Below are 25,049 nucleotides of genomic sequence, written 5' to 3'. Positions count from 1 at the left end.
GTTTAAAGTACAGTTATTCCAAGTTCCCTATTCTCTTTAAAATGCATTTATACTCAGCCTTATCCTAAAATAAAAATACACCGTTCAGGAGCATCTCCATGCACGCTCACATCTCCGTTATTACACTGGCTGTGAAAGATTTACACGCTGCATTCGCGTTTTATCAGGAGGGTTTAGGTCTAAATAGCGCAGGGATTATTGGGACTGAATTTGAACATGGCGCTGTGGCATTTTTTGATTTACAACACGGTTTAAAGCTCGCACTCTGGCCACAAGATAGCCTTAGTCATAACACCGGAATCAGTACATCAGCGTTTTGTCCAACTCAAATGTCTCTTGAACATAACGTCAACAGTCCCGCAGCCGTCGATCAAATCATGCAACAAGCCCAACGCGCAGGTGCAAAAACAATTAAGCCCGCACAGCCCACGTTTTACGATGGTTATGCAGGCTATTTTCAAGACTTAGATGGGCATCTGTGGGAGATCGTCTACAACCCGCATTTCAGTGCTTTATCTGCTTAATTTGATAATGCTGGTTCATCTACATCTCGCGTATGACGATCCACCACCACACTAATCATCATATCGCCCTGTACGTTCACCACAGTTCGCACCGTATCTAATAGTCGATCGATCGGCAGTAAAATCGCAATGGCTTCTGCAGGGAGCCCGACTGATTGTAAAACCATAATCATCGTCACCATTCCAGCACTTGGAATACCCGGCGCACCGAGTGACGCAATCATGGCGGTTGCACAGACAATTAACTGCTGCCCCAAGGTTAAATCTAAACCCATCAAGTTGGCAATAAATAATGCCGCGGCAGCTTCATACAGCGCTGTACCATCCATATTCAACTGCGTGCCCAAAGGAATCACAAAGCCTGCCGTTTGAGGACGTACACCTAAATTTTCCTGCGCACATTTCATCGACAGTGGCATCGTTGCTGAACTTGAACTGGTTGCAAAAGCAGTGATTAAGGCAGCTCGTGTTCCTCTAAAAAATGTCAGAGGACTCATTTTCCCAAAAATCCATAGCAGCAGAGGTAATACCACTGCCCCATGGAAAATCGTCGTCCCAGTGACCACTGCAGCAAACTCCGCGAGGCGACTCAACACCGAAATATCTTCTGTAGCAATCAATTTAGCCAATAATGCGAAAATACCAATCGGTGCAAGCTTCATCACCCAGCCAATGATCATCATCATGATGTCAAAAAATTGCTGACTGAGCTTTCTCACGCTTCGGAACTTTTCACCGCCTTTGACCAAGGCCACACCGAGAAATAGTGAAAACACCACGACAGCGAGTACATTGCCATCACTAAAGGCTTTAAACGGATTGATCAGTGTATTTTGAATAAAATTGGTAAAGAATGAACCTGCTGTGAGGGTGTCAGGACTCTGATGCTGTTGCATTACATCTTGGAACATGACGATGTCCACGCCCTGCCCGACTTTAAAAATATGCGCGCATGCTAGACCCAAGATCAGTGCCAAAGTTGTGGTAGTGACACAGCACGCTAAGGTAATTTTCCACGTTCGACTCAGCTGACCACCCGCTTGTAAATTCGATACCCCCACCACAATCGAACTAAAGATCAGGGGAACCAAGATCATTTTCAGCAAACCAATAAAAATACTACTGGCAATCCCCAAGCCATACAGGCTGGCGGATAAAAACTGCGTCTCTGGAAACTGAATTAATAAAAACCCAAATGCCACACCCAATATTGCGGCAATTAAAATCTGCGTATTTAAGCTCATTGTGCCTTGCATTTATCATCCTTTATTCAGGCACTATGCCATGCGACCCATTGGGAATCGAGGAATTTTTTGTCACATGTACTGCTGCATTTCTGCAAAGCATGAATTCAGCTCCATTCAACTTGTACAGTACCCCTAACTAGATAACTCCATTCCGCAAGTAGCTTCATATCAAAAATTGACGGATATAAAAAACCGAATCAGAAGATTCGGTTTTTTCAGTATTTCAACATGCACGACTTAACACATAGTGCTCAAAGCTTATTGGGTTTCAATTTCACGTAAACGAATCAAGCCTTCTTGTGTCGTACTACAGACCAACTCACCGTTTTGCCACATGCGACCGAAATTTAGACCACGTGAACTGGCACTGACCGTGGCATCCATGTCATAAAGCATCCACTCATCTACACGGAATGGCTTATGGAAATACATGGCATGGTCAATACTCGCACACTGTAAACTTGGTGATAAATAACTTAAACCATGTGGACGTAGTGCAGTCGTCATCAATGTAAAGTCTGAATAGAATGCTGCAATGGCCTGATGTAAAGAGATGTCATCAACATCGGCAGCAATCGTGTCATGGGTACGAATATAGTGTGCATACGATGGCGCAGCAGGCTGCGGTTGGTACGGGTTTTGCGGATCAATCGGGCGAATTTCCACATGGCGGTCGCGCATAAAAGATGCACGGACGTTTTCAGGGACAAATTCCACCATCATTCTTTTCAGCTCAGCTTCAGATTTTAAATCTTCCACGGCTGGATATTCTGGCTCTGCAACTTGGTAGTTCAACCCTTCTTCTTGCTCTGCAAATGACACCATACACATAAAAATGGTTTTACCATGTTGAATCGCACGAACCTGACGACTCACAAAACTACGTCCATCGCGAATACGATCCACTTCATAAATGATCGGTGCATTGATATCACCACCGAATAAGAAATAGGCATGCAAGGAATGAGCAGGTCGATCTGTGGTATAAGATGCCGCACGTAGCGCCTGACCTAAAACCTGTCCACCAAAGACACGTTTCCCGACCAAATTTCGGCTTTGCCCACGAAAAATATTTTCTTCTAATTTTTCAAGGCTGAGTAAATCAACCAACTCTTGTGTTAAGGCATTCATAACAAACCTATCTATCATTCGGGATTAAGCTAACGCAGGCAACATCAACAGATGTTTAAATATATTTTCCATTTTGCCATAAATCCAGACTAAAACCCTAAAGATTCGCTGACTGATCTGTCACCTTGCTGATGCAATATAACTGCTAAAAATACGTTTTTTAACGATAAAATCTTACAATATCTATGCAATTTGTCAGAAAATGACATACAGTTTTTAAGTACAATTACGCAGAATAGATTCCCCTCAGAATCTCTGTGGTTTGGTCATGAAAAGTAGGAGTTTGTATGTCCAAGAGCGGCTTTGGTCAGATGTATCGAAAGCTTTCGAGTAAACTGCTTGACCTTGTGGTAACACCGCATGTTTTAGGTGAAGTCCCTGTAGAACCTGTAGTGACTGAAACCGATACAGATACCGGCGTACAGACAACGAAAATTACCTGCTACGTTCTGCAAAATCATTCACGGAGTAATGCTTTAATTGTCGATGGTGAAACCCGTCGTTTAAAGCTACACCCTGCACTCGACCCAATGACAGTGGGTACGCAAACAGAAAAAGCCTCTGTGGTGTTTTTACAACATCATGATGAAGACAATTTACTCAATCCACCGCCACATGCCTTTCCACCTCGTTTATTACGTTTAATTGAGGTTTTGGAAAAAAATCCTGATGCGGATGTTGAGCTCGTTCCTGTAACCGTGCTGTGGGGCCGTGAACCCGATAAAGAAGATTCTTGGTTTAAATTATTATTTACCGATACATGGTCTACACCAAGCAAAGTGAAGCAGTTGGTCAATATTGGTTTGCACGGTCGTCAATCCTACCTTGAATTCCATGAGCCACAGTCTTTGCGTCGTTTGGTTGAATATGCCAAAACTACACATCCAAACTTGTCACCTGCGACTTATATTGTCAGCACACTGAATGATTATTTAGATGCACAGCGTGAAGTAGTTTTGGGGCCGGATTTATCTGATCGTCGTAATGTGATGCACGGCCTGATCAAATCTACGGATGTGCAAGATGCGATTCGTCGTGAAAGCATTCGCAGTAAAATCAGTATGGTTGAAGCTGAACGTCGTGCGATTGGTTATTTAAATGAAATCGTTTCTGACTATTCAGCCTCAACGGTTCGTTTTGCTGACTTAGCCCTGACTCGTCTATGGACACAGCTTTATGATGGCGTCGAAGTGCATAACTTCAGTACCGTTCGTGAACTAGCCAAAGACTATGAGATCATTTACACCCCATGTCATCGTAGTCATATCGACTATTTATTATTGTCTTATGTGATCTATAAACGTGGCTTGATGGTGCCGTACATTGCTGCGGGCGATAACTTAAACATGCCATTTGTCGGGCAAATTTTACGTGGCGGCGGCGCGTTCTTTATTCGTCGTTCATTCCGTGGCAATGGTCTCTACACCACCGTATTTAAAGAATACCTCTACAGTATTTTGGCGCGTAATACGCCGCTTGAATACTTCATCGAAGGGGGTCGTTCACGTACTGGTCGTTTATTACCACCGAAGACCGGCATGCTCGCCATGACTGTCCATGGTCATTTACGTAATCCAGCCAAACCGATCGTGTTCTTACCGACCTATATTGGTTATGAGCGTTTAATGGAAGGTGCGACCTACGTTGGCGAAATGAATGGTAAGCCGAAAGAGGGCGAATCGATCATCGGGATTATGAAAACTCTGCGTAAGATCGAACGTATTTTCGGTAAAGTGCATTTGAACTTTGGTGAGCCGGTTTTCCTTGATGATATGTTGAAACAGCATAATGCAAGCAACATCAAAATCGAGAAAAATGACGACCCAATTCCGCCAGAAGTTTCGGATGCCATTAACAGTTCTGCACACGTGATTTTAGAAAATATTAACCGTGCAGCAGTGGTGAACCCAGTTTCATTGCTTTCACTGATTTTATTGGCAACATCTAAACATACTTTAGATGAAGAGATTTGCATTAAGCAGTTAGATACCTATCGTGATCTTTTAACTGCCTTACCTTACGATGAGCGCATGCAAGTAACACCGCTGTCAGGTAAAGAAATCATTGCTTATGGTTTAAAACTCAAGCTGATTAAACGTGTTCATCATGTCCTTGGCGATATTATTGCCATTGCTGATAATCAAGCGGTGCTGTTAACCTACTTCCGCAACAACATCCTGCACGCATTTATTTTGCCATCACTCATTGCCGCTTTGGTTGAACATAATGGTTCTATTCGCCGTGGTGATTTAATTAATGTCATTCGTACACTGTATCCGTTCTTAAAAGCTGAGTTGTTCCTTAAATGGAATGATGAAGAACTTAAAGATCAGATCTGTGCGTATGCAGAAGTACTGATCAAAGCCAAGCTAATTTCTGAAGATGCAGAAGGCAACCTGATCTCCCCTGCGCCTAACTCAGAGCAGCACAATCAGTTAGTGGTCTTAGCTGCACCCGTGATGCAAAGTCTTGAGCGTTACTACATGACTTTGGCCTTAATCACACAACGTGGTTCGGGCAATATCTCTACGCGTCAGGTTGAAGAACTCAGTCACTTGGTTGGTCAACGTCTATCTGTGTTGTATGAATTTAACTCGCCTGAGTTCTTTGATAAGGCCTTATTCCAAAGCTTTATTAAAGTCTTAACCCAACAAGGTTATATCAGCACCAATGAAAACAACGCCATTGTGTTTGATGAAAATTTCCAAAATGTTGCGCAGTATGCCAACCTCGTTTTGGATGATGTGACCCTGCAAATGTTGCAGCACATTACAACCTTTAGTGATGAAGAGTTAAAAGAAGCACTAGATAAAGTTGCTGCGGAACAAGCTAAAAAGCGCTTGAAACGTAAGAAAAAATAAACGGTTCTGATTTTTTTCACTATAAAAGCAAAAGAATTTGAGCAAAATTAGGGACAAGTTGTAAAAAGCTTGTCTCTATTTTTTGGACTATACAAAAGTATTTAATATTTTCTTTTTTAAAATTAAGGTATGTACATTCCAAAATTTTGGATTTCCATTGGCTAGCGGTTTATTGCCTTTAAATTCATCGATATAAATAATATCAAAGTCCGCATCAAACAATTGTTTAAGCTCTTCCTGTTCAAAACCTATAAATTTTTCAGAAAAATTATTTACCCAATCATCATCTTTCCCTAATAGTTGTATGAGTAAAATGCCTTGCTCACTTAAGGATTCCTGCATTTTCTTTAAAACACTTTCAAGCGAATCCGTAGAACAAAAAAATAAACTGAATAAAGCAATAATTAAACTAGCTTTAGGAAAGCTATAGTCTTCAAAGGCCTGATTAGAAAATAAAAAATTCTTATTGTCTTTAAATTTACTTAGACAGATATTTTTAGCTTCAACAGTTGGATCAAATGCATATACTTTAAAATTATGACGGAGTAGAAATGATGATTCATTTCCTGCACCACAACCACAATCAATCGAGATCTTTGGTAAATTTTCAAAATAACTCAAAGCTTTTTCCAGAATCGGTCTATGGGGTAGATTCTAAGTAAGTTCAGCAAATGATTTTGTCATTATTTAATTTTTATCCTTTGAGATCCATCCGAAAATTTGAACAATACATGTTGTAAAAGACCTATCTTATTCATTTATAGAATTTCTTTTAATACTCACAAAGCTGCTCTGAATTTTATACGTCACGCCAATTTTACATACACATCACAATCAATCGTGCGCTAACTTAAAACCACTCTCCATCATCCGCGTTGCATAAATCTTTTTACCTGTTTCTACTTCACTCTCTAAAACCAATTCGGGTAAATGCATAGCTCTTTGCAATTCCAAGATTCGCTCATGCAAAGGTTGAGGTTGGTTATTAGTACAAATATATGATTTTTCAGGATGTTCCACGTGAAGTAGATGACACAGAAATTTTGCCAAATCATCGATATGTATTCGATTTGACCAATGAATATTGGGATAGCGATGAGTCGTTTCTGCCAGTTTCTGCATTCGTGTTGTCGATGTGCCATAAATCCCAGAGGGACGTACGATCACGCATTCGTTAGGAAATGCTTGTGTGTAGCGATGCTCCATTTCCAGTAACAACATGCCCTGCTCATCGATCGGATGTGGCACAGTGTCATCATCAATCCGCTCCCCCGCATGTTCACCATAGACACGAGTGGAAGACACCACGATTAAACGTTGTATTGGATGATGTGCTAATGCTTGAACAATCGGCTGTACAGAATCGACATAAGTGTGTCGGTAAGCATCCACAGCATTGAGTTGAGCATGACGTGCAGGAGCCAAAAGAACATAGACTACATCAATCGGTTGAACCTGCGACAAATCCAGTTGGTGAACATCTTGGATTAAATGTTCTGCAAAATCATCCTCTTTCGCACTACGACTCACTGTAGTAATTTGGTGACCTTGCTGAAATAATTGTTTAGCAACACGTTGCGATGTTTTACCATAACCGATAAATAGAATATGCATCAAACGACCTATTCTCAGAACTGATCCATTTAGATCATATAAACCGAAGTTGAGGGGACATGGCTGCCGTCCATCAATTGCAAGGGGTTGGCAATGCCGCCGCTGCTTTACTTGAAAAACTAAATATTTTCACGACAGATGATCTTTTGTTTCATCTGCCACGCGACTATGAAGATCGTAGCACGATCATCCCCATGAACCAATTAACCGTGGGCCGCAGTTATTTACTAGAAGGCACGGTCAAAAATATCGACTTCCCACCCGGTAAGCGTAAATCGATGGCCGCCCTTTTGGATGACGATTGTGGCAAAGTCACTTTACGTTTTTACCATATCTACAAAGGCATTACTGATCGGGTAAAACCGGGAAATCGTTTACGGATTTTTGGTGAAGTCCGTGTTGGTGCTCGTGGCTTAGAAATGTATCATCCTGAACTACAGGTGATTACTGAACACACGCCTTTACCTCAAACCCAACTCACTGCGATTTACCCTGCAACTGAAGGCTTAACACAGCCCAAACTGCGTGAATACGTCAAACAAGCACTACAGTTATATAGTGATGACTTACCTGAATTATTGCCAGAAAAATTCACCAATGGCTATGCCCTAAAACAAGCACTGGACTATATTCATCACCCCCCTGTCGATGCCAATATGTTGCAACTCAGCCAAGGTTCTCATCCTGCACAGCAACGTTTAATTTTCGAAGAATTGGTTGCCCATCAGGTCAGTTTGCTCAGCCGCCGTGCTTATATTCAACAAATCGAAGCACCGTCATTCTCTGCAAGTAAGAACTTCACCAAACAGCTTTTAAGTACACTACCGTTTGAAATGACCGGCGCACAAAAACGCGTGTCCAAAGAAATTGCGGTCGATCTGAAAAAGAACAAACCTATGCTGCGACTCGTACAAGGCGATGTAGGTGCAGGTAAAACCTTGGTTGCAGGCGTTGCAGCCTGTCATGCGCTTGAGGAAGGTTGGCAAGTGGCCATGATGGCGCCAACAGAAATTTTGGCCGAACAACATTATCTAAATTTCAAAAAATGGTTTGAGCCTATGGGACTGACCGTGTCCTGGCTTTCAGGCAAGCAAAAAGGTAAAGCTCGAGCTGCAGCAGAACAAAGTATTCAAGATGGTTCTGCTAATTTAGTGGTCGGCACACATGCTTTATTTCAAGACAATGTTCAATTTGCCAAATTGGGTTTAGTGATTATTGATGAGCAACACCGTTTTGGTGTCGATCAGCGTTTGGCACTTCGGAACAAAGGTCTCAATGGCATGACACCACATCAACTGGTGATGACAGCAACCCCTATTCCTCGTACCTTGGCGATGTCGGCTTATGGCGACTTAGACACCTCTGTCATTGATGAACTACCACCCGGTCGTACACCGATTCAAACGGTCACCATTCCACTGGATCGTCGTGAAGAAGTGCTACAGCGGATTGCCAGCAATTGTGCTGAAGGCAAACAAGCCTATTGGGTCTGTACCCTAGTGGAACAATCCGAAACCTTAGATGCTCAAGCCGCTGAAGCAACTTTTAATGAAATTAAAGAACGCTTCCCAGACCTCAATATTGGTCTGGTTCACGGCAAAATGAAGGCCGATGAAAAGCAAGCAGTGATGCAGCAATTTAAAAATAATGAATTGCAATTACTAATTGCAACCACCGTCATTGAAGTCGGTGTTGACGTCCCGAACGCCTCAATCATGGTGATTGAAAATGCAGAACGCCTAGGGCTTTCACAACTACATCAGCTACGTGGTCGTGTAGGGCGTGGTGCCAAAGCCAGTTTCTGTGCCTTGCTGTATAAAAATCCCTTGTCGCAAAATGGGCAAGAGCGTTTACGCATTATGCGCGAGACCAATGACGGCTTTATTATTGCTGAAAAAGATTTGGAAATTCGCGGCCCCGGTGAGCTCCTCGGCACTAAACAAACGGGCGATATGGGCTTTCGTGTAGCAAAATTAGAGCGAGATGACCATTTACTCAATCAGGCTCACTATGTGGCTCAACAAGTCCTGAATGACTATCCTGCACAGGCTCAAGCGCTTTTAAAACGATGGCTGCCGGAAGCTCCTCGATACGCCTATGTATAATAATTATTAGGATGACAGATCGATCATCCTAATTATACAGATTGGCTTGAACCAATAAGCTTGTCGAACAGGTTGCTGTGGTGTTGTGATTGCACTTCACCACGAACTGTGCAAAATACTCAAAAAAGAATGATTAGAATAAAAACATGCTCCAATCTATCCAACACTTCATCCAAAAAGGAATACAGAGCGTTTCCCCTTGCCTGCTCTGCGGTATCGATCGACAACAACATCATTCGCTTTGTACCGACTGCTGGGCACAACTGCCTTGGTTTAAACAAGCGGTTGATCGCCATGAACACAGCATCTCTTGTGCCTTTTACTATGATTTCCCTATAGATCGCATCATTCAAAGCTATAAGTATGAGCAACAATTGCACTATCAAAATTTACTGGCACAGAGCCTTTTAAGCTTGCGCTTAGCTAGGGTTCAAGCCATCGTCCCCATGCCTATTTCAGTAGAACGCCTTAAAGACCGTGGGTATAACCAAATGCTGCTCGTTGCACAGATGATGGCAAAGAAATTGCGCATCCCTGTTTGGCAACCGGTGATTCGTCAAGCACAGCACGCTCAAAAAGGTTTAAGTCGGCTAGAACGCCTAGAAAATATCGAACAACAATTTATTATCAACCCAACCGAAAAACGCCGTTTCCGTAAAGTCCTCATCATTGATGATGTGGTGACCACGGGGAGTTCAATCCATGCATTAAGTACGCTGTTACATCAGCTACATTGCACGCAGGTATATGTCGCATGCATTGCTGCGGCACAGCCTTAGTTTCTAACATCAACCACTAATAAAGAAACTGAGCAAGCTAAGCGGTTTAGCTTTCAGCAAGAGATCGCGCCTGCTGCTTCACCCAAGGAATCACCACCTCACGTGTTAAAGGTGCGAGTTTTGTTTGTTTATCATCTAAGCTGACCCATTGCATCGCTGCAATTTCCGCATCAATTTTCGGTTCGCCTTGCAACTGAACAAGATAGACATAACTCACCAATAGATGATCGGCTTCGTTGGCAGCTGCCGTTTCAAAACGACCAATGAATTGCTCAATCTGTGCAGCGCAGCCTATTTCTTCCTGAATTTCACGTAGCATGGTAATTTCAGGGGCTTCATTGGGTTCTAATTTACCACCCACTTGCATAAAGAATGCCGTGTGCTTTTTACGAACCACTAAGAGTTCATGCTGTTCATTTAAAATAATGGCTGCGGCAACGGTTATGGTTTTCATCAATCTTGTTCCAAATCCGCGATAAAGGCTGTACGTTCAACCATGCCCCATTTCGGCTCTGGCGCAGTGAAATGTTGAAATTTCTCAACAATCGTTTCAATATTATCTTCTGCAATTAAGCCTTCGATAAAACGCGGATGGGTAAAGCCTTTTTCTGCAGTTGTTTTTAGAAAATTCAATAAATCGTCATAAAAACCATCTACATTGAGAAAGGCACATGGCTTTAAATGAATGCCCAATTGAGCCCACGTCCACTGCTCAAAAATTTCCTCTAAAGTCCCTGCTCCACCTGGAATCGCTACAAATCCATCCGAGAGTTCAGACATTTTGGTTTTCCGTTGTTGCATATTTTCTACCACATGCAATTCGGTTAAATCTGGATGTGCCAATTCTTTATCGACCAGGACTTTTGGAATCACCCCAATGACTTGCCCGCCTGCACGCAAAGCACTATCTGCCACAACCCCCATCAAACCTGAACGACCACCACCATAGACCAGTGTGATGCCTTGTGCCGCCAAATGACGACCGACATTTTCAGCCACCTGTAAATAGGCAGGATTGTTACCAAGGGCGGAACCACAGAAAATTGCGATAGATTTCATTTATAATCACCATCAGATCAGGAACGCTATGCTGGAAAAATCAACTTTAAACAGATTTTTTCATAAAATAAGCATTAGAACAGTGTTTTTCAGCAAATCCTTGTCTAAAATACACCCATTCATTTTTAACTTACTGCGTAAGGGGAAAAGACAACATGCTTGAAGCCTTTTACGCCACAGAGCGCGGTAGCCTGGAAGATGTCACCATCAATGGTGACTTCGATTTACATCAGGATTTAGTCTGGCTCGATCTCATTGCCCCGTCTCAGGAAGAGCAGCAATGGATTATGGATGCCTATGATCAGAATTTACCTACATTAAAATCATTAGAAGATATTTCGTCGAGTGCACGATTCTACCGTGATGACGATGGTATTTTGCACATCAGCACCTATTTTTTAACGAAAAATAAAAATTTTCAGGTCGATGGCGAACCCGAAGAAAATGCCAGCACCTTAGCTACCGTGCAGACAGTTGCCTTTATTTTGCATAAAGAGCGCTTATTCACTTTACGGGGTGAAAAGCTGGTGGCTTTCCGTGCCTTTCGTGCCCGTGCGCGTCGTAATGACTATGAAATTGACTATAAAGATCCAACTTGGATTTTATTGGGTCTTTTAGAAGCCAAACTCGATGAGCTTGCGGATATCTTGGAAGATATCCACAAGGACTTAGAAAAGTATTCCACAGAAGTGCTGAATAACCGTCATCGTGAGATGATTTTAGACTTAGATGACATGATTACCCGACTTGCGCATTTAGAAGATATGCTCGGGAAAGCTCAGCTGTGTCTGATCGACTTACGTCGTGTTCTCACCTTCCTGTCACGTCCTCGGGCCTTGGGCAGTCATATTTATGATGCCGACATCCGAGAACTCAGTGAAGACGTGCGCTCTCTTGTTGAGCATGATGCTTTCTTGTTCCAAAAGGTTCGATTCTTACTGGATACCACCTCTGGGTTCATTAACACCGAACAGAATGATACGATTCGTCGATTCTCGATTTTACCAAGTATGCTTGCGCCACCGATGTTAGTGGCTAGCGTCTATGGGATGAACACCGATGTACTGCCCTTCGCACATGGTACAACCAGTTTTATCGTGGTCAGCTTAATCATCGTGGCATTCTTTATTGGCCCATTGATGTACTTCCGCTGGAAGAAATGGATTTAATCCGTTCCTATTGCGTAGACTTGCGAGAACTTCTTATCGCACTGCAATAAAAAAAGCACCTTACGGTGCTTTTTTTATTTAGATCAATTGCAAGTCATGCTCAAGATGACAGGCTTGAATAATCTTCATCATTTTTTCAGGGACTGCTTTAAACTGCAAACCTTGCGCTTTTGGCGTTTGACGTAACCAACGGACCAAAACAGCTAAAGCCAAAGTACTGCCATGCTCAAGCTCAGCAAGATTGACCACTAAGGGAAAAGCTTGCTGTTGTTGAATCAACTTCAAGCCGTCTTGATAATACAATTCGGCATTGTTGTAATCGATTTTGCCTGAAACCATCAATTCTTGTTGATGAAGTTTAATCACACATCACCTATCTTATTTTTTCTTGTCCAATGCTGCGTCAGCATCAGGTTTGAAGTTCGCAATTGCTTTATCAATGTTACCGCCATTACGTTTTACAGTTGCCGCAAACTGATTACGGAATTGTAAGCCTAGGTCGATACCCGAAACGTTGATATTACGGATTTTCCATTGTGAACCTTTATCCGCCAACTGGAAAGAGACTGGAATTTTTTCACCGTTGTTATGGAAATCAATCGTTACAACAGGGTTCTTACTGTTCGACGCTTTATATGGACGCATGCTATACGTTTGGTTACTAAACTTGGCAAAAGCTGAACCATAATTTTCGATCAGCGTTGCACGGAAGTTACGTTCAAACTGTGCACGTTGAGCCGCTGAGCTATATTGATTAGTGGCATACGTACCCATCACGATACGTGTGAACGCTTGTGAATCGATATACGGGTCTAAGTTTTGACGAACAATCGTTTTCACAGCCGCAGGGTTATTTTGTAGTTTTGCGTGATCTGCTTTTAAACGTGTAATGAGGCCATCAGCCACTTTTTTTACAAATGCAGGTGGTGCTTCGCTTGGAGCAGCAAAAGCTGTACCTGCCATCATAGTTGATAAGATACTTGCTGTAAGCGTATGTTTTAACAATGTGTTCACTTAATTTCTCCTAAAAATTATTCAACAAATGCAGGTTCTTCTGCCGTTGTTGTGTCAGCAGCTTCTGTTTTTTGTTCAGCTTCTGCTGTGCTGTCAGATTTGTTCCCTGCACCACCGGTCACAAATTTAGACACCAAATCTTCGATTTCCATCGTACCTTGGGTATTACCAATTTGGTCACCACGTTTTAAGAAGTTGACACCACCACCCGGTACAATTTTCAAATATTTCTCGCCCAATAAACCATTGGTTGCCACCATAATGTAAGCATCTTCATCGATATTGGTGATGGATTTCATGTTAGCAATCAGTTGCTGTTCCATTTCTTTTTGTTTCGCAGGTGTTGCTGCTTCATAATCTGATGTGTAACGCAGTTCTTCGAGTGCATTCTTTTGCACTTCTTTTAATTGTTCTGCGTTATAAGAGGTTAATGAGCCATCCATAATCAGATGTGCTGTCACTAAGCGCGTCACAGGATCGAGTTTCAACGACTCCACTTGACCGACTTTGACACCGCTTAAGGTGACTTTGGCACGGGGTTTAATCCCGTTTACATTTTCAAATGTCGCGGTCAATTCATAACTGTCTTCGATGTTATTGCCGACCAAACCACTCACACGCATCGCCAAGAAGAAAATAGCGATAGCAAAAAGAATGACAAAAAAACCGACGGCCAGTTCACTCGTACGTGATTTCATTAAATACCTCCGAACATGACCGCAGTCAACACGAAATCTGATCCTAAAACACACAACGAAGAATACACGACTGTACGTGTGGTCGACGTTGCAATACCTTCTGAAGTTGGGACACAGGCATAACCCTGATAGACCGCAATCCATGTACAAATTAATGCAAAAACAAAACTTTTGATGATGGTGCCATTAAAGACGTCTTTAAAGAATTGCACACTGTTCTCGATGCCACTCCAATAAGAGCCTTCATCTGCACCCAGAAAATCAACACCCACCAATTTACCGCCCATGATGCCGACCGCAGCGAAAATCACCGACAACATTGGCAAGCTAAAAATACCAGCCCAAAGTCGAGGCGAGATCACTCGTTTTAATGGATCGACCCCGATCATTTCCATACTCGACAACTGCTCAGTGGCTTTCATCAAACCAATTTCAGCCGTCAAAGCAGAACCTGCACGACCTGCAAAGAGTAAAGCCGCAACCACAGGTGCAAGTTCACGCAGTAAAGTCAGTGCAACGGCTGTGCCGAGCATCGCTTCACTACCAAAGGTCGACAGAATGCTATACATCTGCAAACCCAGTACCGAGCCAATAAATAAGCCAGATACCACAATAATCAGTAATGAAAGCACACCAACACGGTACATCTGATAAATAAACAATTTCACGCCAAGTAAAGTCGGCATGGAAAAAAGAATCTGCAGCAACATAATGGTTGCTACGCCGATTCCTCGAACACGTTCAATGACGCGTCTACCTAATGCGGCAATAGCATTCATGAACGAACCTCATGATTTAAATAGGGCTGATGACTGAATTGATAATCGACCGGACCTTCTACCGAACCCGTCAAGAACTGCTTCACAAAAGGCGAAGCATGTGCTTTTAACTGCTCAGGTGTTCCCTCGCCCTGCACTTTCCCTTCAGCCACAACATAGATGTAATCTGCAATTGATAATGTTTCAGCCACATCATGCGAAACAATAATCGTGGTTAGATCTAAAGCTTCACGTAGCGAACGAATCAAGCGAGTTAAAACCCCCATCACAATCGGGTCTTGCCCTGCAAAGGGTTCGTCATACATGATCAGCTCAGGATCGAGTGCAATTGCACGGGCCAAAGCCACACGACGATTCATACCACCTGAAAGTTCAGAGGGCATCATTTTTTCTGCACCACGTAAACCAACAGACTCTAATTTCAACGCAACAATTTCAGCGATCAAATGCTTTGGCAACTTGGTATGCGCACGAATGGGAAAGGCTACGTTTTCATATACCGACATATCGGTAAATAATGCGCCGCTCTGAAACAGCATCCCCATACGCGCACGCGCAGCGAAGAGTTCCTGACGTGACATCTGTGCAATGTCCTGCCCATCAAGCAACACTTCTCCATTATCGGGAGTCAATTGACCACCAATTAAACGGAGTAAAGTCGTTTTACCTGTACCAGATGGACCCATAATTGCAGTGATCTGACCACGACGAATTTTTAAACTGACATTGTCATAAATGACGCGCTCTCCTCGCTTAAAACTCAGGTTTTTCACTTCGATCAGTGCCTGAGTCTGAGAAGACGTTTGATTATTCATAGCTGAGGATTTTCCTGCATTTTTTTCAGCATGCATACTATAAAGGATTGAAGTTTAAAATGTTACCATTGCATGAGCGCATATCCCTGCATTCCATCAGGTAAATTGTTTTTTATTATTAATGCGATTTTATAGAGGGTGTTTTCAACCCAATAGAAGAATTTAGTTAAAATAATTGTATATATAGTAAACGATATTACACAATAAGAGTGTCAAACCGATATAAGGCATAAGTACCTCGATCATCACTGTACGCATATTTGCCAACGCGTTTCCGTTCATATTAATTATCATTAAACACATAAAGTTTGATCAAGTATACATTTTTCTGATTAAAAAGCTAATTTAAATCCATAAAAAAAACCGGTGTTTCCACCGGTTTTTTCGATATTTCTTTCGAAATTCAATTAGTCATTGAATTTACGACGTGGACGGTCTTCACCGAAAGTGCGTTCGCCACGTGGTTTATCATCACCGAAACGTTTTGGACGGTCATCGCCGAAACGTTTTGGACGATCTTCACCAAATGAACGTTGAGGACGGTCACCGTTGAATTCACGACGTGGACGATCTTCACCAAATGAACGTTTTGGACGATCGCCATAACCTTCACGAGCTGGTTTGTAATCTACACGGTTACCACGGTTGTCATCGTTAGAACGACGGTCAAAACCACCTTCACGACGTGGACGATCGCTGTTAAATTCGCGACGTGGACGATCTTCAAAACCGCCTTCACGACGTGGACGATCGTTGTTAAATTCGCGACGTGGACGATCTTCGAAACCGCCTTCACGACGTGGACGATCGTTGTTAAATTCGCGACGTGGACGATCTTCGAAACCGCCTTCACGACGTGGACGATCGTTGTTGTATTCGCGACGTGGACGATCTTCGCCACCGAATGAACGACGTTCGCCATCACGGTTGCCTTCACGACGTTTGAAGTTTGACTCACCTTCAAAACGACGACCGCCACCGAAACCACCACGACCACCGCGACCGCCATCACGACGACCACGACCGCCATCACGGCTACCACGTGCAGGAGGTGGAGATGGCTCAAGACCTTCAATTTCAGATACATTTAAACGTGCATCTAAGAAGTCTTCTAAAGCACGAATTTTACCGCGTTCACGGTAAGTCGCTAAAGTAATCGCGTTACCAGTACGGCCCGCACGACCTGTACGACCAATACGGTGTACATAGTCTTCGTTCTTCATTGGAAGACCGAAGTTAATTACGTGAGAAATAGTTGGTACGTCTAGACCACGTGCAGCAACGTCAGTCGCAACTAAGATTTTTGCACGACCTTCACGAATGCTACGTAAACGACGGTTACGTACAGTTTGTGGCATTGCACCGTGAAGAGCGACAACTGAGTGACCTGCTTCTGCAAGTTCTTCAGCCAACATATCTGTATCTTCTTGAGTAGATGCGAATACAACTGCTTGATCTACAGACTCATCAGATAACCAGTGAGTCAAAAGTTTTTTCTTGTGTTCGAAACCGTCAGTCCAATGAAGAGTCTGAGTAATGTCAGTATTTGTAGAGTGACCAGTTTCAATCGCAATACGCTGTGGATCATTCATCATGCGTTCTGCAAGTGTAATGATACGCGGCGCAAATGTTGCAGAGAACATTAATGTTTGTTTACGGTTAGCAGCCAAGTCGCTGATCGCTTCTAGGTCTTCAGAGAAACCTAAGTCAAGCATACGGTCAGCTTCGTCAACGATTAACGCATCAACGTTGTCTAATTTAATTTGACGACGGTTCACCAAGTCAAGTAAACGACCTGGAGTCGCTACGACAACTTGTGCACCTTTAAGCTGTTGGATTTGTTTACCGAAAGGCATACCACCCATGATTGCAGCAATACGAACACCTTTCATGTGACGTACTAAAGCAATTGCGTCTTGGCTAACCTGTTGAGCCAATTCACGTGTAGGGCAAAGTACAAGAATAGACGGTGCAGTTACCGCTTTCATGCGCTCTTTAAAAGACATCAATGTGTCTTGACCAGCCAAAGCATTCACAGTTGGGAGTAAGAATGCAGCAGTTTTACCAGAACCAGTTTGGCTTGATACAAGAAGGTCTTTACCTTCTAATGCAGCTGGAATTGATTGTTCTTGCACTGGAGTCGGAGTAGTAAAACCTAGACCTTGTAATGCTAGTTGTAACGACTCATGTAAAGGAAAATCAGCAAAAGTTTTGCTCATAGAGTATTTCACCCCAAAAATGGGTGCTCCATTAAAAATATAAATTCAGATGGACATCGGCAAAAAGCGGCACAGCAAAAGACGCTGAAAATATAGAATCAGCGGCGATCCGAGAACGACGATGCGTATAACGCACACATGATTACAGCCGCAACCTGAAGGAATCGCTTAGCGATTGGGTGGGGCGCGAAATATCGTCCTCTCTTTGGACCGGAACGCGCATACACAATGATAGAAGAGAATGTTCAGGTAATGAACGAAATTTAGTGCGTGCGGGGATTATAGCAGAAAGTTTTTAAATGTCACCTGTTTTAGTCAACTTCAGAATATTTTTTGTAAGAAGCTTTAAATTATAGGTGTTTAAGCCATTATTTTTGACCGATTAGACAAAAATAAAGCCCTCATAAAGAGGGCTTTATTTCATTATTCTGTCAATAAACTCGAACTAAGCGTTCTATTATTTAGCAGCTTCACCCCAAGCTGGAACAACAGCTTGCATAAGCGGTTTAAGCATTTTCATAGAACATGCAAGTACTTGACCATTGTCCATTGAGTCGTTACCACCACGAGCATCAACCACAGTACCACCCGCTTCTTTCACAATAAGTTCACCCGCAGCGATGTCCCAAGGTTTCAAACCAAGTTCGAAATAACCATCGAAACGACCGGCAGCAACATATGCTAGATCAAGAGCAGCAGAACCTGAACGACGGTATTGAGCACCGGCTTCAGTCACATTTAACAATGAGTTGAAATGGTTTTTCGCATAAGAAACCACTTCGCCATTACGAATTTTACGATACGCATGACCCACTGAAAGGAAAGTGTTTTCTAAGCTGTCTTTTACATTTACACGAATACGACGTTGATTCATCATCGCACCGCGACCACGGCTTGCAGAGAACAACTCATCTTTCACAGGGTCATAAATAACACCGTGTTGAGTTACACCTTTATGTTGAACTGCAATAGAGATACAGAAATGTGGAACACCATTAACGAAGTTTAATGTGCCATCAAGTGGGTCGATGATCCAACACCAATCAGCGTCGTGACCTTTGCCTTCTTGAAGACCAAACTCTTCGCCTAGGAAACTGTGATTTTTATAGCTTTTACGTAGGGTATCGATAGTCAATTGTTCCAAATAACGGTCTACACGCGTTACTGGACCATCAATTCCTTTTTCTTCGACTTGTAGATCGAGTTTATGACGATTTTGATGCGCTTTTAAAAGCTCTTGACCAACTAATTGAGCCGCACGCGCAGCCATAACCACCATAGGTTCCATTGAACACCCACTACAAATTTGAAGATACTGATAAAGAATAATGCATAAAAGCCCTTATATCTTATCAAATATAAGGGCTTTTAGGGAAAAAATGTTTCTAAAAATTAGAAATTCAACAAACCACTGTTTGCTTATGTTTTAGCCAGCTCTGTGTCACTGAAGCGCCAATGCCTTCAGCATCCAGTCCAGCCTGATGCAACATTTGAGCATGTGTTGCTTGATGCATGAACTCGTCAGCCAAACCTAAATTCAGCACAGGCTTAACCACGCCTGCTTGGGCTAAATATTCATTTACTGCACTGCCCGCACCCGCCATGACTGCATGCTCTTCAACTGTCACAAATAGTTGCGTACTTGCTGCGATTTGATCGATCAACTGTGTATCTAATGGCTTCACGAAGCGCATATTAATCACACGTACAGCCACATCTAGCTTTGTCGCTAAAGCCTGCCCTGCCTCTAGTGCCGCTTGAACACGACTACCAAAAGCCAGTATAGAAATGGTGTCATCTTGCTGATCATTGAAGTTTGCAACAATTTCACCACGGCCAATTTCAAGCTCAATCATCTCTTGCTGAATCTCAACACCCAGTCCATTACCACGTGGGTAACGTACCGCCGCTGGGCCTTTATACAAATAAGCCGTATGCAACATTTGACGACATTCATTTTCGTCTTTCGGCGCCATGATCACCATGTTTGGCACGGTACGCATAAAGGCATAATCATATGCACCGGCATGCGTTGGGCCATCTTCACCAACCAAACCTGCACGGTCGATACCAAATGTCACATCAAGATTTTGCAAAGCGACGTCATGAATCAGCTGGTCATAACCACGTTGTAAGAAGGTTGAATAGATTGCAACAACCGGTTTTACCCCTTCACAGGCCATACCCGCAGCCAAAGTCACCGCATGTTGTTCTGCAATGGCAACATCAAAGAAACGCTCAGGGAACTGCTTGGCAAATTGCACCATGCCTGAGCCTTCACACATCGCTGGAGTAATCGCCAATAAACGATCATCCTGTGCAGCTTCATCACATAACCACTGACCAAAAACATCTGAATATTTCGGTGCAGTTGCCACTGCAACGGGTGCATTCACTTTACTGATGGCATGGTATTTGATTTGATCTGCTTCGGCAGGTGCAAAGCCTTTACCTTTTTTGGTATAGACATGCACTAAACGTGGGCCTGTGCGTTTTTTTAAGGCTTCAAACACATGTGTTAATTGTTCAACATCGTGCCCATCAAAAGGACCAAAGTAGTTAAAGCCAATGGCTTTAAATAAGTTATCTGCAGCATCGGTCGCAGCACAATGTAGGCGTGAGTTATACGCCCATTCAGGATGCGGTTGAATATAGGCTTCGCCATTTTCAGAAATATTAACCGATTGACCACTTTCCCAAATCGCAGCCAAATGTTTGGCAAAACCACCGGTACTGCATGAGATCGACATATCATTGTCGTTCAATACCACCATGAGGTCAGCATTGTGTGCCACCGCATCGTTCATGGCTTCAAAAGCCATGCCCGCTGTCATCGCGCCATCACCCACGATTGCAACCACATGACAGGGATCTTGCTTGAAGCGACGTGCCAATGACATCCCAAGACCAGCAGAAATCGCTGTTGATGAATGGCCTACACCAAAGGTGTCAAATTCAGATTCTTCACGGGCAGGAAACGCAGCCAAACCATCTTTGGCACGAATCGTCACTAATTGTTCACGACGACCAGTTAAGGCTTTATGCGGATAGGCTTGATGACCCACATCCCAAATCAGACGATCACGTGGCGTTTCAAAACAATAATGTAATGCCACGGTTAATTCGATCACCCCAAGATTGGCACCAAAATGCCCACCACTTTGTCCGGCCGCATACAAAATAAATTGACGTAACTCATCCGCCACTTGCTCTAATTGGCTGCGCTCGAGTAAACGAAGTTGTTGAGGATGGTTAATCGTATCCAGCAACGGTGTTACAGGGCGTTGAAATGGTATTTCTTTATACAGCATAATGTGGCAAAGCCTTCTAAAGCCTGGCAAATTCCTAAGCTCGGTCTAAATGGGTAACTCGATCATATCGTCGAATTGTATCACCTTACAATCAGCCAAACTTGTAGCGATGTAATTTTTAGCAATGATCTCGTTGGGGAGATTTTGAATGAGTCAGATTATCCTGAATAATCTTCCTATTTATCAACTATTATCGTTCGCTTTATACAAAAAAGAAAATGTTCTGCATAAATTCGTCGTTGCAATTCTACCAATGTCCAAGCATTACGCTATACTTTAGCCAATTTATAATCGAATAAACGGGTTAAGCAGTGCCTATAGAATTTGTCGCAACGTCAAGATTACCGACCGCTTTTGGTGAATTCAATATTACGGTTTTTCAGGATCCTGAAACCGGTGAAGAACATGTCGCACTCTCTAAAGGACTAGAACAAGCTCCCACTGAACCTGTTTTAGTACGTATCCACTCCGAATGCCTGACTGGTGATGCCTTTGCTTCACTCAAATGTGACTGCGGCCCACAACTTCAAGCCACCCAAAAATTAATTAATGAAGCGGGTCAAGGGGTGATTTTATATTTACGCCAAGAAGGTCGCGGTATTGGTTTAACCAATAAAATCCGTGCCTATGCCCTACAAGACCAAGGTCATGACACAGTGGATGCCAATTTATTATTGGATCTTCCTGCCGATGCACGTCGTTATGATATGTGTCCTATCATATTGAATCATCTCAACATTACTGCAGTGCGTCTCATTACCAATAACCCGTTAAAAATTGAAGCGCTACAAGAACAAGGCGTGAATGTCGTTGATCGTGTTCCGCTGACTGTGGGTCTAAATCCATTCAACGAACAATATTTAAAAACCAAACATGATCGTATGTCGCATATGTATCAAAAGGATGATTTTTAAAAATCCTTTAAATTCTCCATAAATTAATCCCTCCAAACCTCTCTTTACAAAAGGGAGGCTTCCCCCTCTTTATTAAAGAGGAGTTAGGGAAAATTCAAATCGTCATCGAAAAAATACGATTTTCAGGAACACGACGTTTTAATCGTAAATCAAACGCCATGCAGATATTGCGAACAAAAGGCTTGCCTGCATCACTCACCTGAATGTACTGATCAAAAATTTCGAGCAAGCCATCTTCTTGCATTTCAGCCAATTGCGCTAATACGTCATCAAGCTCAGGAAATTGCATTTCTGGACCTGCCCAAGAAGTTTGGAAGGTACACATCAAATTGAGAATATGCTTACGGATGATTAAGTCCTCATTTGTCAGCACATGCCCCCGATAGACTGGAATTTCATTCGCTTCTAAACGTGCATAATAGTCTTCAATTTTCTTTTCATTTTGCGCAAAGCTGTACCAACTATCACTGATCGAGGATAAGCCGAGTCCAATCATTACTTGGGTTTTCGATGCGGTATAGCCCATAAAATTACGGTGCAAACTGCCCTGCTGAAAAGCTTGATACATTGGATCTTGGGTTAATGCAAAATGATCCATCCCAATTTCATGATAGCCCTGCGCTAGTAGCTGTTTTTTACCTTCTTCATAGCATTGACGCTTTAAATCATCTTTCGGGACATCGGCATCTTTAAAACCACGCTGACCATTGCCCTTAATCCATGGTACATGTGCATAGCTATAAAAGGCTAGACGATCTGGCATCAAACGAGTGGTCTGTTCAATGGTATGCAACACATCGTTTAAATCCTGAAATGGCAGACCAAAAACCAAGTCATGCGAAATAGAGGTATAGCCAATATCACGTGCCCACTGTGTTACTTGTTCAACATGTGCAAAGGGTTGAATACGGTGGATGGCTTTTTGCACCTTTTCATTATAATCCTGCACTCCATAGCTCACGCGCCGAAATCCAACATCGTACAAGGCTTGTAAATGCTCACGTGTGGTATTGTTCGGATGCCCTTCAAAGCTAAATTCATGGGTATCGGCAATATCCGCCTGCGCTAGAATGCCTTGAATCAACTGGGTGAGATGCTCAGGAGAAAAGAAAGTAGGTGTTCCCCCGCCCAAATGAATTTCTTTAATTATTGGCCGATCGACCAAGAGCTGACAATATAAGCCCCATTCTTTCAGCACCGCCTGAATATAAGGCAGCTCCATCTCATGTTTTTTCGTGACTTTTTTATGGCAGCCACAAAACGTACATAAGCTTTCACAAAATGGCAGATGAATGTACAGACTGATGCCTTCGAGGTGATTGCTCTCATCAAATGAACGCTTCAAGCCCTGTGTCCACTGTTGCAATGAAAACTCAGCTTCCTCCCAATACGGCACGGTTGGATAACTGGTATAGCGTGGACCTGGTACATTATATTTTTGAATTAAAGAACTCGCCTGCTGAGACATCGATGCACCATTTCAATCAATGAGATTCAATTTAAATCTACCTTATGATTATTGTGCTGAGCTTCAGAAGTGAATTCAACCTAGCAAATTTGTCGGAATAGCCCCAATTTTGGCCTGAGTACTTCTGCTCACTACGCAGGAACTTTTGGTTTAATCACTAGATTTCTAGATTTAAAGCAAAGAGCCGATGCTGAGTATCGGGAAAAATGCCTTAAGTTTTCACGTAATTTATGCTTTGATGACACTTATCTTTAAATTATTTTAATAAAGGTCACCATGCAGAATCCAACTTCAGCCGATATTCAACGTGTAGATGAATTCCTTCGCGATTTACAGGCACGGATTTGTGCCGCATTGGAACAGCAAGAACGTGCTGGTGGCGGAAGTGCCGAATTTGCGATCGATGACTGGGAGCGCCCTGAAGGTGGTGGTGGTCGCTCACGTGTTCTACAAAATGGGACGGTGATTGAAAAAGGTGGTGTGATGTTCTCGCACATCAACATTTCAAAATTACCTGCCTCAGCGACTGAACGCCATCCCGCTATTGCAGGTGCAAAAGCGCAAGCCATGGGCGTGTCATTGGTAATTCACCCGAAAAACCCCAACGTCCCAACCTCACATGCCAATGTGCGTTTATTTGTTGCCGAAAAAGAAGGCCAAGATCCGATTTGGTGGTTTGGCGGTGGTTTTGACCTCACTCCATTTTATCCAAATGATGAAGATGTCTTGTCTTGGCATCAAACTGCCCATGATCTCTGTGCCCCATTTAGCGATACGCTCTATGATGAACATAAAAAATGGTGTGATGACTATTTCTATCTAAAACACCGTGATGAACAACGTGGTGTGGGTGGTTTATTCTTTGACGACCTCAACCAATGGGACTTTGAAACCTGTTTCAAATATATGCAGGCCGTGGGTAATGGTTATTTAGAGGCGATTTTACCGATCTTCCAAAGAAACCAAGACAAAGCCTATACCGAAGCACAACGAGACTTCCAACTTTACCGTCGTGGTCGTTACGTTGAATATAACCTTGTCTATGACCGCGGCACCTTATTTGGCTTGCAAACTGGTGGACGTATTGAGTCGATTTTAGTGAGTATGCCACCTTTGGCGGGCTGGTCATATCGTCCTGAATGGGAAGAACATTCTGCCGAGAAAAAGCTCACCGACTTTTATTTAAAACCGCAAGATTGGCTTAATACGCTGAAATAAAACGGATAAACATGTATTCACCCCCTGTCCGTCAGGGGCTTTTTATTGCCTGATGATTAGAGTATTCATTTGTATGTAATATCTTGATGCATAAATAAATTTTTTAAGCATTTACTTTGTAATC

22 protein-coding genes are annotated in these 25,049 nt (G+C 42.8%); 7 read left to right on the top strand and 15 right to left on the bottom strand.

What is annotated here, in order from left to right; translation table 11 throughout:
* The first annotated feature begins 98 nt into the window (after positions 1-98).
* Positions 99-524, top strand: coding sequence for a VOC family protein (locus MST17_RS02120; RefSeq protein ID WP_180026059.1), 426 nt, complete (start codon positions 99-101; stop codon positions 522-524).
* Here the strand turns inward: MST17_RS02120 and MST17_RS02115 are convergent.
* Both MST17_RS02115 and MST17_RS02110 read right to left on the bottom strand, forming a co-directional pair.
* Positions 521-1,780 (bottom strand): dicarboxylate/amino acid:cation symporter, encoded by a 1,260-nt coding sequence (locus tag MST17_RS02115; protein ID WP_180026060.1) that lies wholly within the window; start codon positions 1,778-1,780, stop codon positions 521-523. The two genes, MST17_RS02120 and MST17_RS02115, sit on opposite strands and share 4 nt — an antisense overlap.
* A gap of 249 nt (positions 1,781-2,029) precedes the next feature.
* Positions 2,030-2,902: an acyl-CoA thioesterase II gene (locus MST17_RS02110; protein ID WP_180026061.1), complete on the bottom strand. Its 873-nt coding sequence runs from the start codon at positions 2,900-2,902 to the stop codon at positions 2,030-2,032.
* A gap of 287 nt (positions 2,903-3,189) precedes the next feature.
* Between MST17_RS02110 and plsB the strand changes: the two genes are divergently transcribed.
* Entirely contained in the window at positions 3,190-5,763 is a 2,574-nt protein-coding gene (plsB, locus tag MST17_RS02105; RefSeq protein ID WP_180010517.1) for a glycerol-3-phosphate 1-O-acyltransferase PlsB, read from the top strand.
* A gap of 87 nt (positions 5,764-5,850) precedes the next feature.
* On the opposite strand, the gene MST17_RS02100 is transcribed toward plsB, so the two are convergent.
* Together MST17_RS02100 and MST17_RS02095 are read right to left on the bottom strand one after the other, a co-directional pair.
* Positions 5,851-6,399, bottom strand: a complete 549-nt coding sequence (locus MST17_RS02100; protein WP_373685436.1) for a methyltransferase domain-containing protein — start codon at positions 6,397-6,399, stop codon at positions 5,851-5,853.
* Between the two features lie 198 nt (positions 6,400-6,597).
* Positions 6,598-7,377, bottom strand: coding sequence for an NAD-dependent epimerase/dehydratase family protein (locus tag MST17_RS02095; protein WP_180021597.1), 780 nt, complete (start codon positions 7,375-7,377; stop codon positions 6,598-6,600).
* Positions 7,378-7,436: 59 nt separating this feature from the next.
* On the opposite strand from MST17_RS02095, the gene recG reads away from it, so the two are divergent.
* Positions 7,437-9,482: an ATP-dependent DNA helicase RecG gene (recG, locus tag MST17_RS02090; protein ID WP_180003443.1), complete on the top strand. Its 2,046-nt coding sequence runs from the start codon at positions 7,437-7,439 to the stop codon at positions 9,480-9,482.
* A 146-nt stretch (positions 9,483-9,628) separates the two neighbouring features.
* Positions 9,629-10,261, top strand: coding sequence for a ComF family protein (locus tag MST17_RS02085; protein WP_180026062.1), 633 nt, complete (start codon positions 9,629-9,631; stop codon positions 10,259-10,261).
* 46 nt (positions 10,262-10,307) lie between these two features.
* Here MST17_RS02085 and MST17_RS02080 read toward each other — a convergent pair whose 3' ends face one another.
* Together MST17_RS02080 and MST17_RS02075 are read right to left on the bottom strand one after the other, a co-directional pair.
* Positions 10,308-10,715: an NUDIX domain-containing protein gene (locus MST17_RS02080; RefSeq protein WP_180026063.1), complete on the bottom strand. Its 408-nt coding sequence runs from the start codon at positions 10,713-10,715 to the stop codon at positions 10,308-10,310.
* Positions 10,715-11,320 carry a TIGR00730 family Rossman fold protein gene (locus tag MST17_RS02075; RefSeq protein ID WP_180026064.1) on the bottom strand — a complete coding sequence of 202 codons (606 nt, stop codon included), beginning with the start codon at positions 11,318-11,320 and terminating at the stop codon, positions 10,715-10,717. The genes MST17_RS02080 and MST17_RS02075 overlap by 1 nt, the downstream gene beginning before the upstream one ends.
* 155 nt (positions 11,321-11,475) lie before the next feature.
* Here MST17_RS02075 and MST17_RS02070 point away from each other — a divergent pair, with 155 nt between their 5' ends.
* Entirely contained in the window at positions 11,476-12,489 is a 1,014-nt protein-coding gene (locus MST17_RS02070) for a CorA family divalent cation transporter (protein ID WP_078189297.1), read from the top strand.
* Between the two features lie 78 nt (positions 12,490-12,567).
* Here the strand turns inward: MST17_RS02070 and MST17_RS02065 are convergent, their stop codons facing one another.
* The 8 genes from MST17_RS02065 to dxs all read right to left on the bottom strand — a co-directional run bounded on the left by MST17_RS02065 (position 12,568) and on the right by dxs (position 21,325).
* Entirely contained in the window at positions 12,568-12,828 is a 261-nt protein-coding gene (locus MST17_RS02065; RefSeq protein WP_218945760.1) for a lipid asymmetry maintenance protein MlaB, read from the bottom strand.
* 39 nt (positions 12,829-12,867) lie between these two features.
* A complete protein-coding gene (locus tag MST17_RS02060; protein ID WP_078189299.1) occupies positions 12,868-13,503 on the bottom strand; it encodes a phospholipid-binding protein MlaC in 636 nt (211 codons plus the stop codon).
* Positions 13,504-13,520: 17 nt separating this feature from the next.
* Complete coding sequence (locus MST17_RS02055; RefSeq protein ID WP_078189300.1) at positions 13,521-14,201, bottom strand: outer membrane lipid asymmetry maintenance protein MlaD; 681 nt, start codon at positions 14,199-14,201, stop codon at positions 13,521-13,523.
* Positions 14,201-14,980 carry a lipid asymmetry maintenance ABC transporter permease subunit MlaE gene (gene mlaE / locus MST17_RS02050; RefSeq protein ID WP_078189301.1) on the bottom strand — a complete coding sequence of 260 codons (780 nt, stop codon included), beginning with the start codon at positions 14,978-14,980 and terminating at the stop codon, positions 14,201-14,203. The genes MST17_RS02055 and mlaE overlap by 1 nt, the downstream gene beginning before the upstream one ends.
* Positions 14,977-15,795: an ABC transporter ATP-binding protein gene (locus tag MST17_RS02045; RefSeq protein ID WP_218945413.1), complete on the bottom strand. Its 819-nt coding sequence runs from the start codon at positions 15,793-15,795 to the stop codon at positions 14,977-14,979. Before MST17_RS02045 ends, mlaE begins: the two co-directional genes overlap by 4 nt.
* Positions 15,796-16,202: 407 nt before the next feature.
* Complete coding sequence (locus tag MST17_RS02040) at positions 16,203-18,014, bottom strand: DEAD/DEAH box helicase (RefSeq protein WP_078189302.1); 1,812 nt, start codon at positions 18,012-18,014, stop codon at positions 16,203-16,205.
* 457 nt (positions 18,015-18,471) lie between these two features.
* A complete protein-coding gene (locus MST17_RS02035; RefSeq protein WP_078189303.1) occupies positions 18,472-19,302 on the bottom strand; it encodes an inositol monophosphatase family protein in 831 nt (276 codons plus the stop codon).
* Between the two features lie 112 nt (positions 19,303-19,414).
* Entirely contained in the window at positions 19,415-21,325 is a 1,911-nt protein-coding gene (dxs, locus tag MST17_RS02030) for a 1-deoxy-D-xylulose-5-phosphate synthase (protein WP_180026066.1), read from the bottom strand.
* Positions 21,326-21,636: 311 nt separating this feature from the next.
* Here dxs and ribA point away from each other — a divergent pair, with 311 nt between their 5' ends.
* Positions 21,637-22,239 carry a GTP cyclohydrolase II gene (gene ribA, locus MST17_RS02025; RefSeq protein ID WP_180026067.1) on the top strand — a complete coding sequence of 201 codons (603 nt, stop codon included), beginning with the start codon at positions 21,637-21,639 and terminating at the stop codon, positions 22,237-22,239.
* Positions 22,240-22,333: 94 nt separating this feature from the next.
* Here ribA and hemN read toward each other — a convergent pair whose 3' ends face one another.
* A complete protein-coding gene (gene hemN, locus MST17_RS02020) occupies positions 22,334-23,707 on the bottom strand; it encodes an oxygen-independent coproporphyrinogen III oxidase (RefSeq protein WP_180026068.1) in 1,374 nt (457 codons plus the stop codon).
* Positions 23,708-23,983: 276 nt separating this feature from the next.
* Between hemN and hemF the strand changes: the two genes are divergently transcribed.
* Positions 23,984-24,925 carry an oxygen-dependent coproporphyrinogen oxidase gene (gene hemF / locus MST17_RS02015; RefSeq protein ID WP_180026069.1) on the top strand — a complete coding sequence of 314 codons (942 nt, stop codon included), beginning with the start codon at positions 23,984-23,986 and terminating at the stop codon, positions 24,923-24,925.
* Positions 24,926-25,049 lie beyond the last annotated feature (124 nt).

Source organism: Acinetobacter sp. YH16056_T, assembly GCF_024605895.1.
GTDB classification, from domain to species: domain Bacteria; phylum Pseudomonadota; class Gammaproteobacteria; order Pseudomonadales; family Moraxellaceae; genus Acinetobacter; species Acinetobacter amyesii.
Note: the sequence above shows the minus strand (reverse complement) of the source record. Positions and strands in the feature narration are given on the sequence as shown.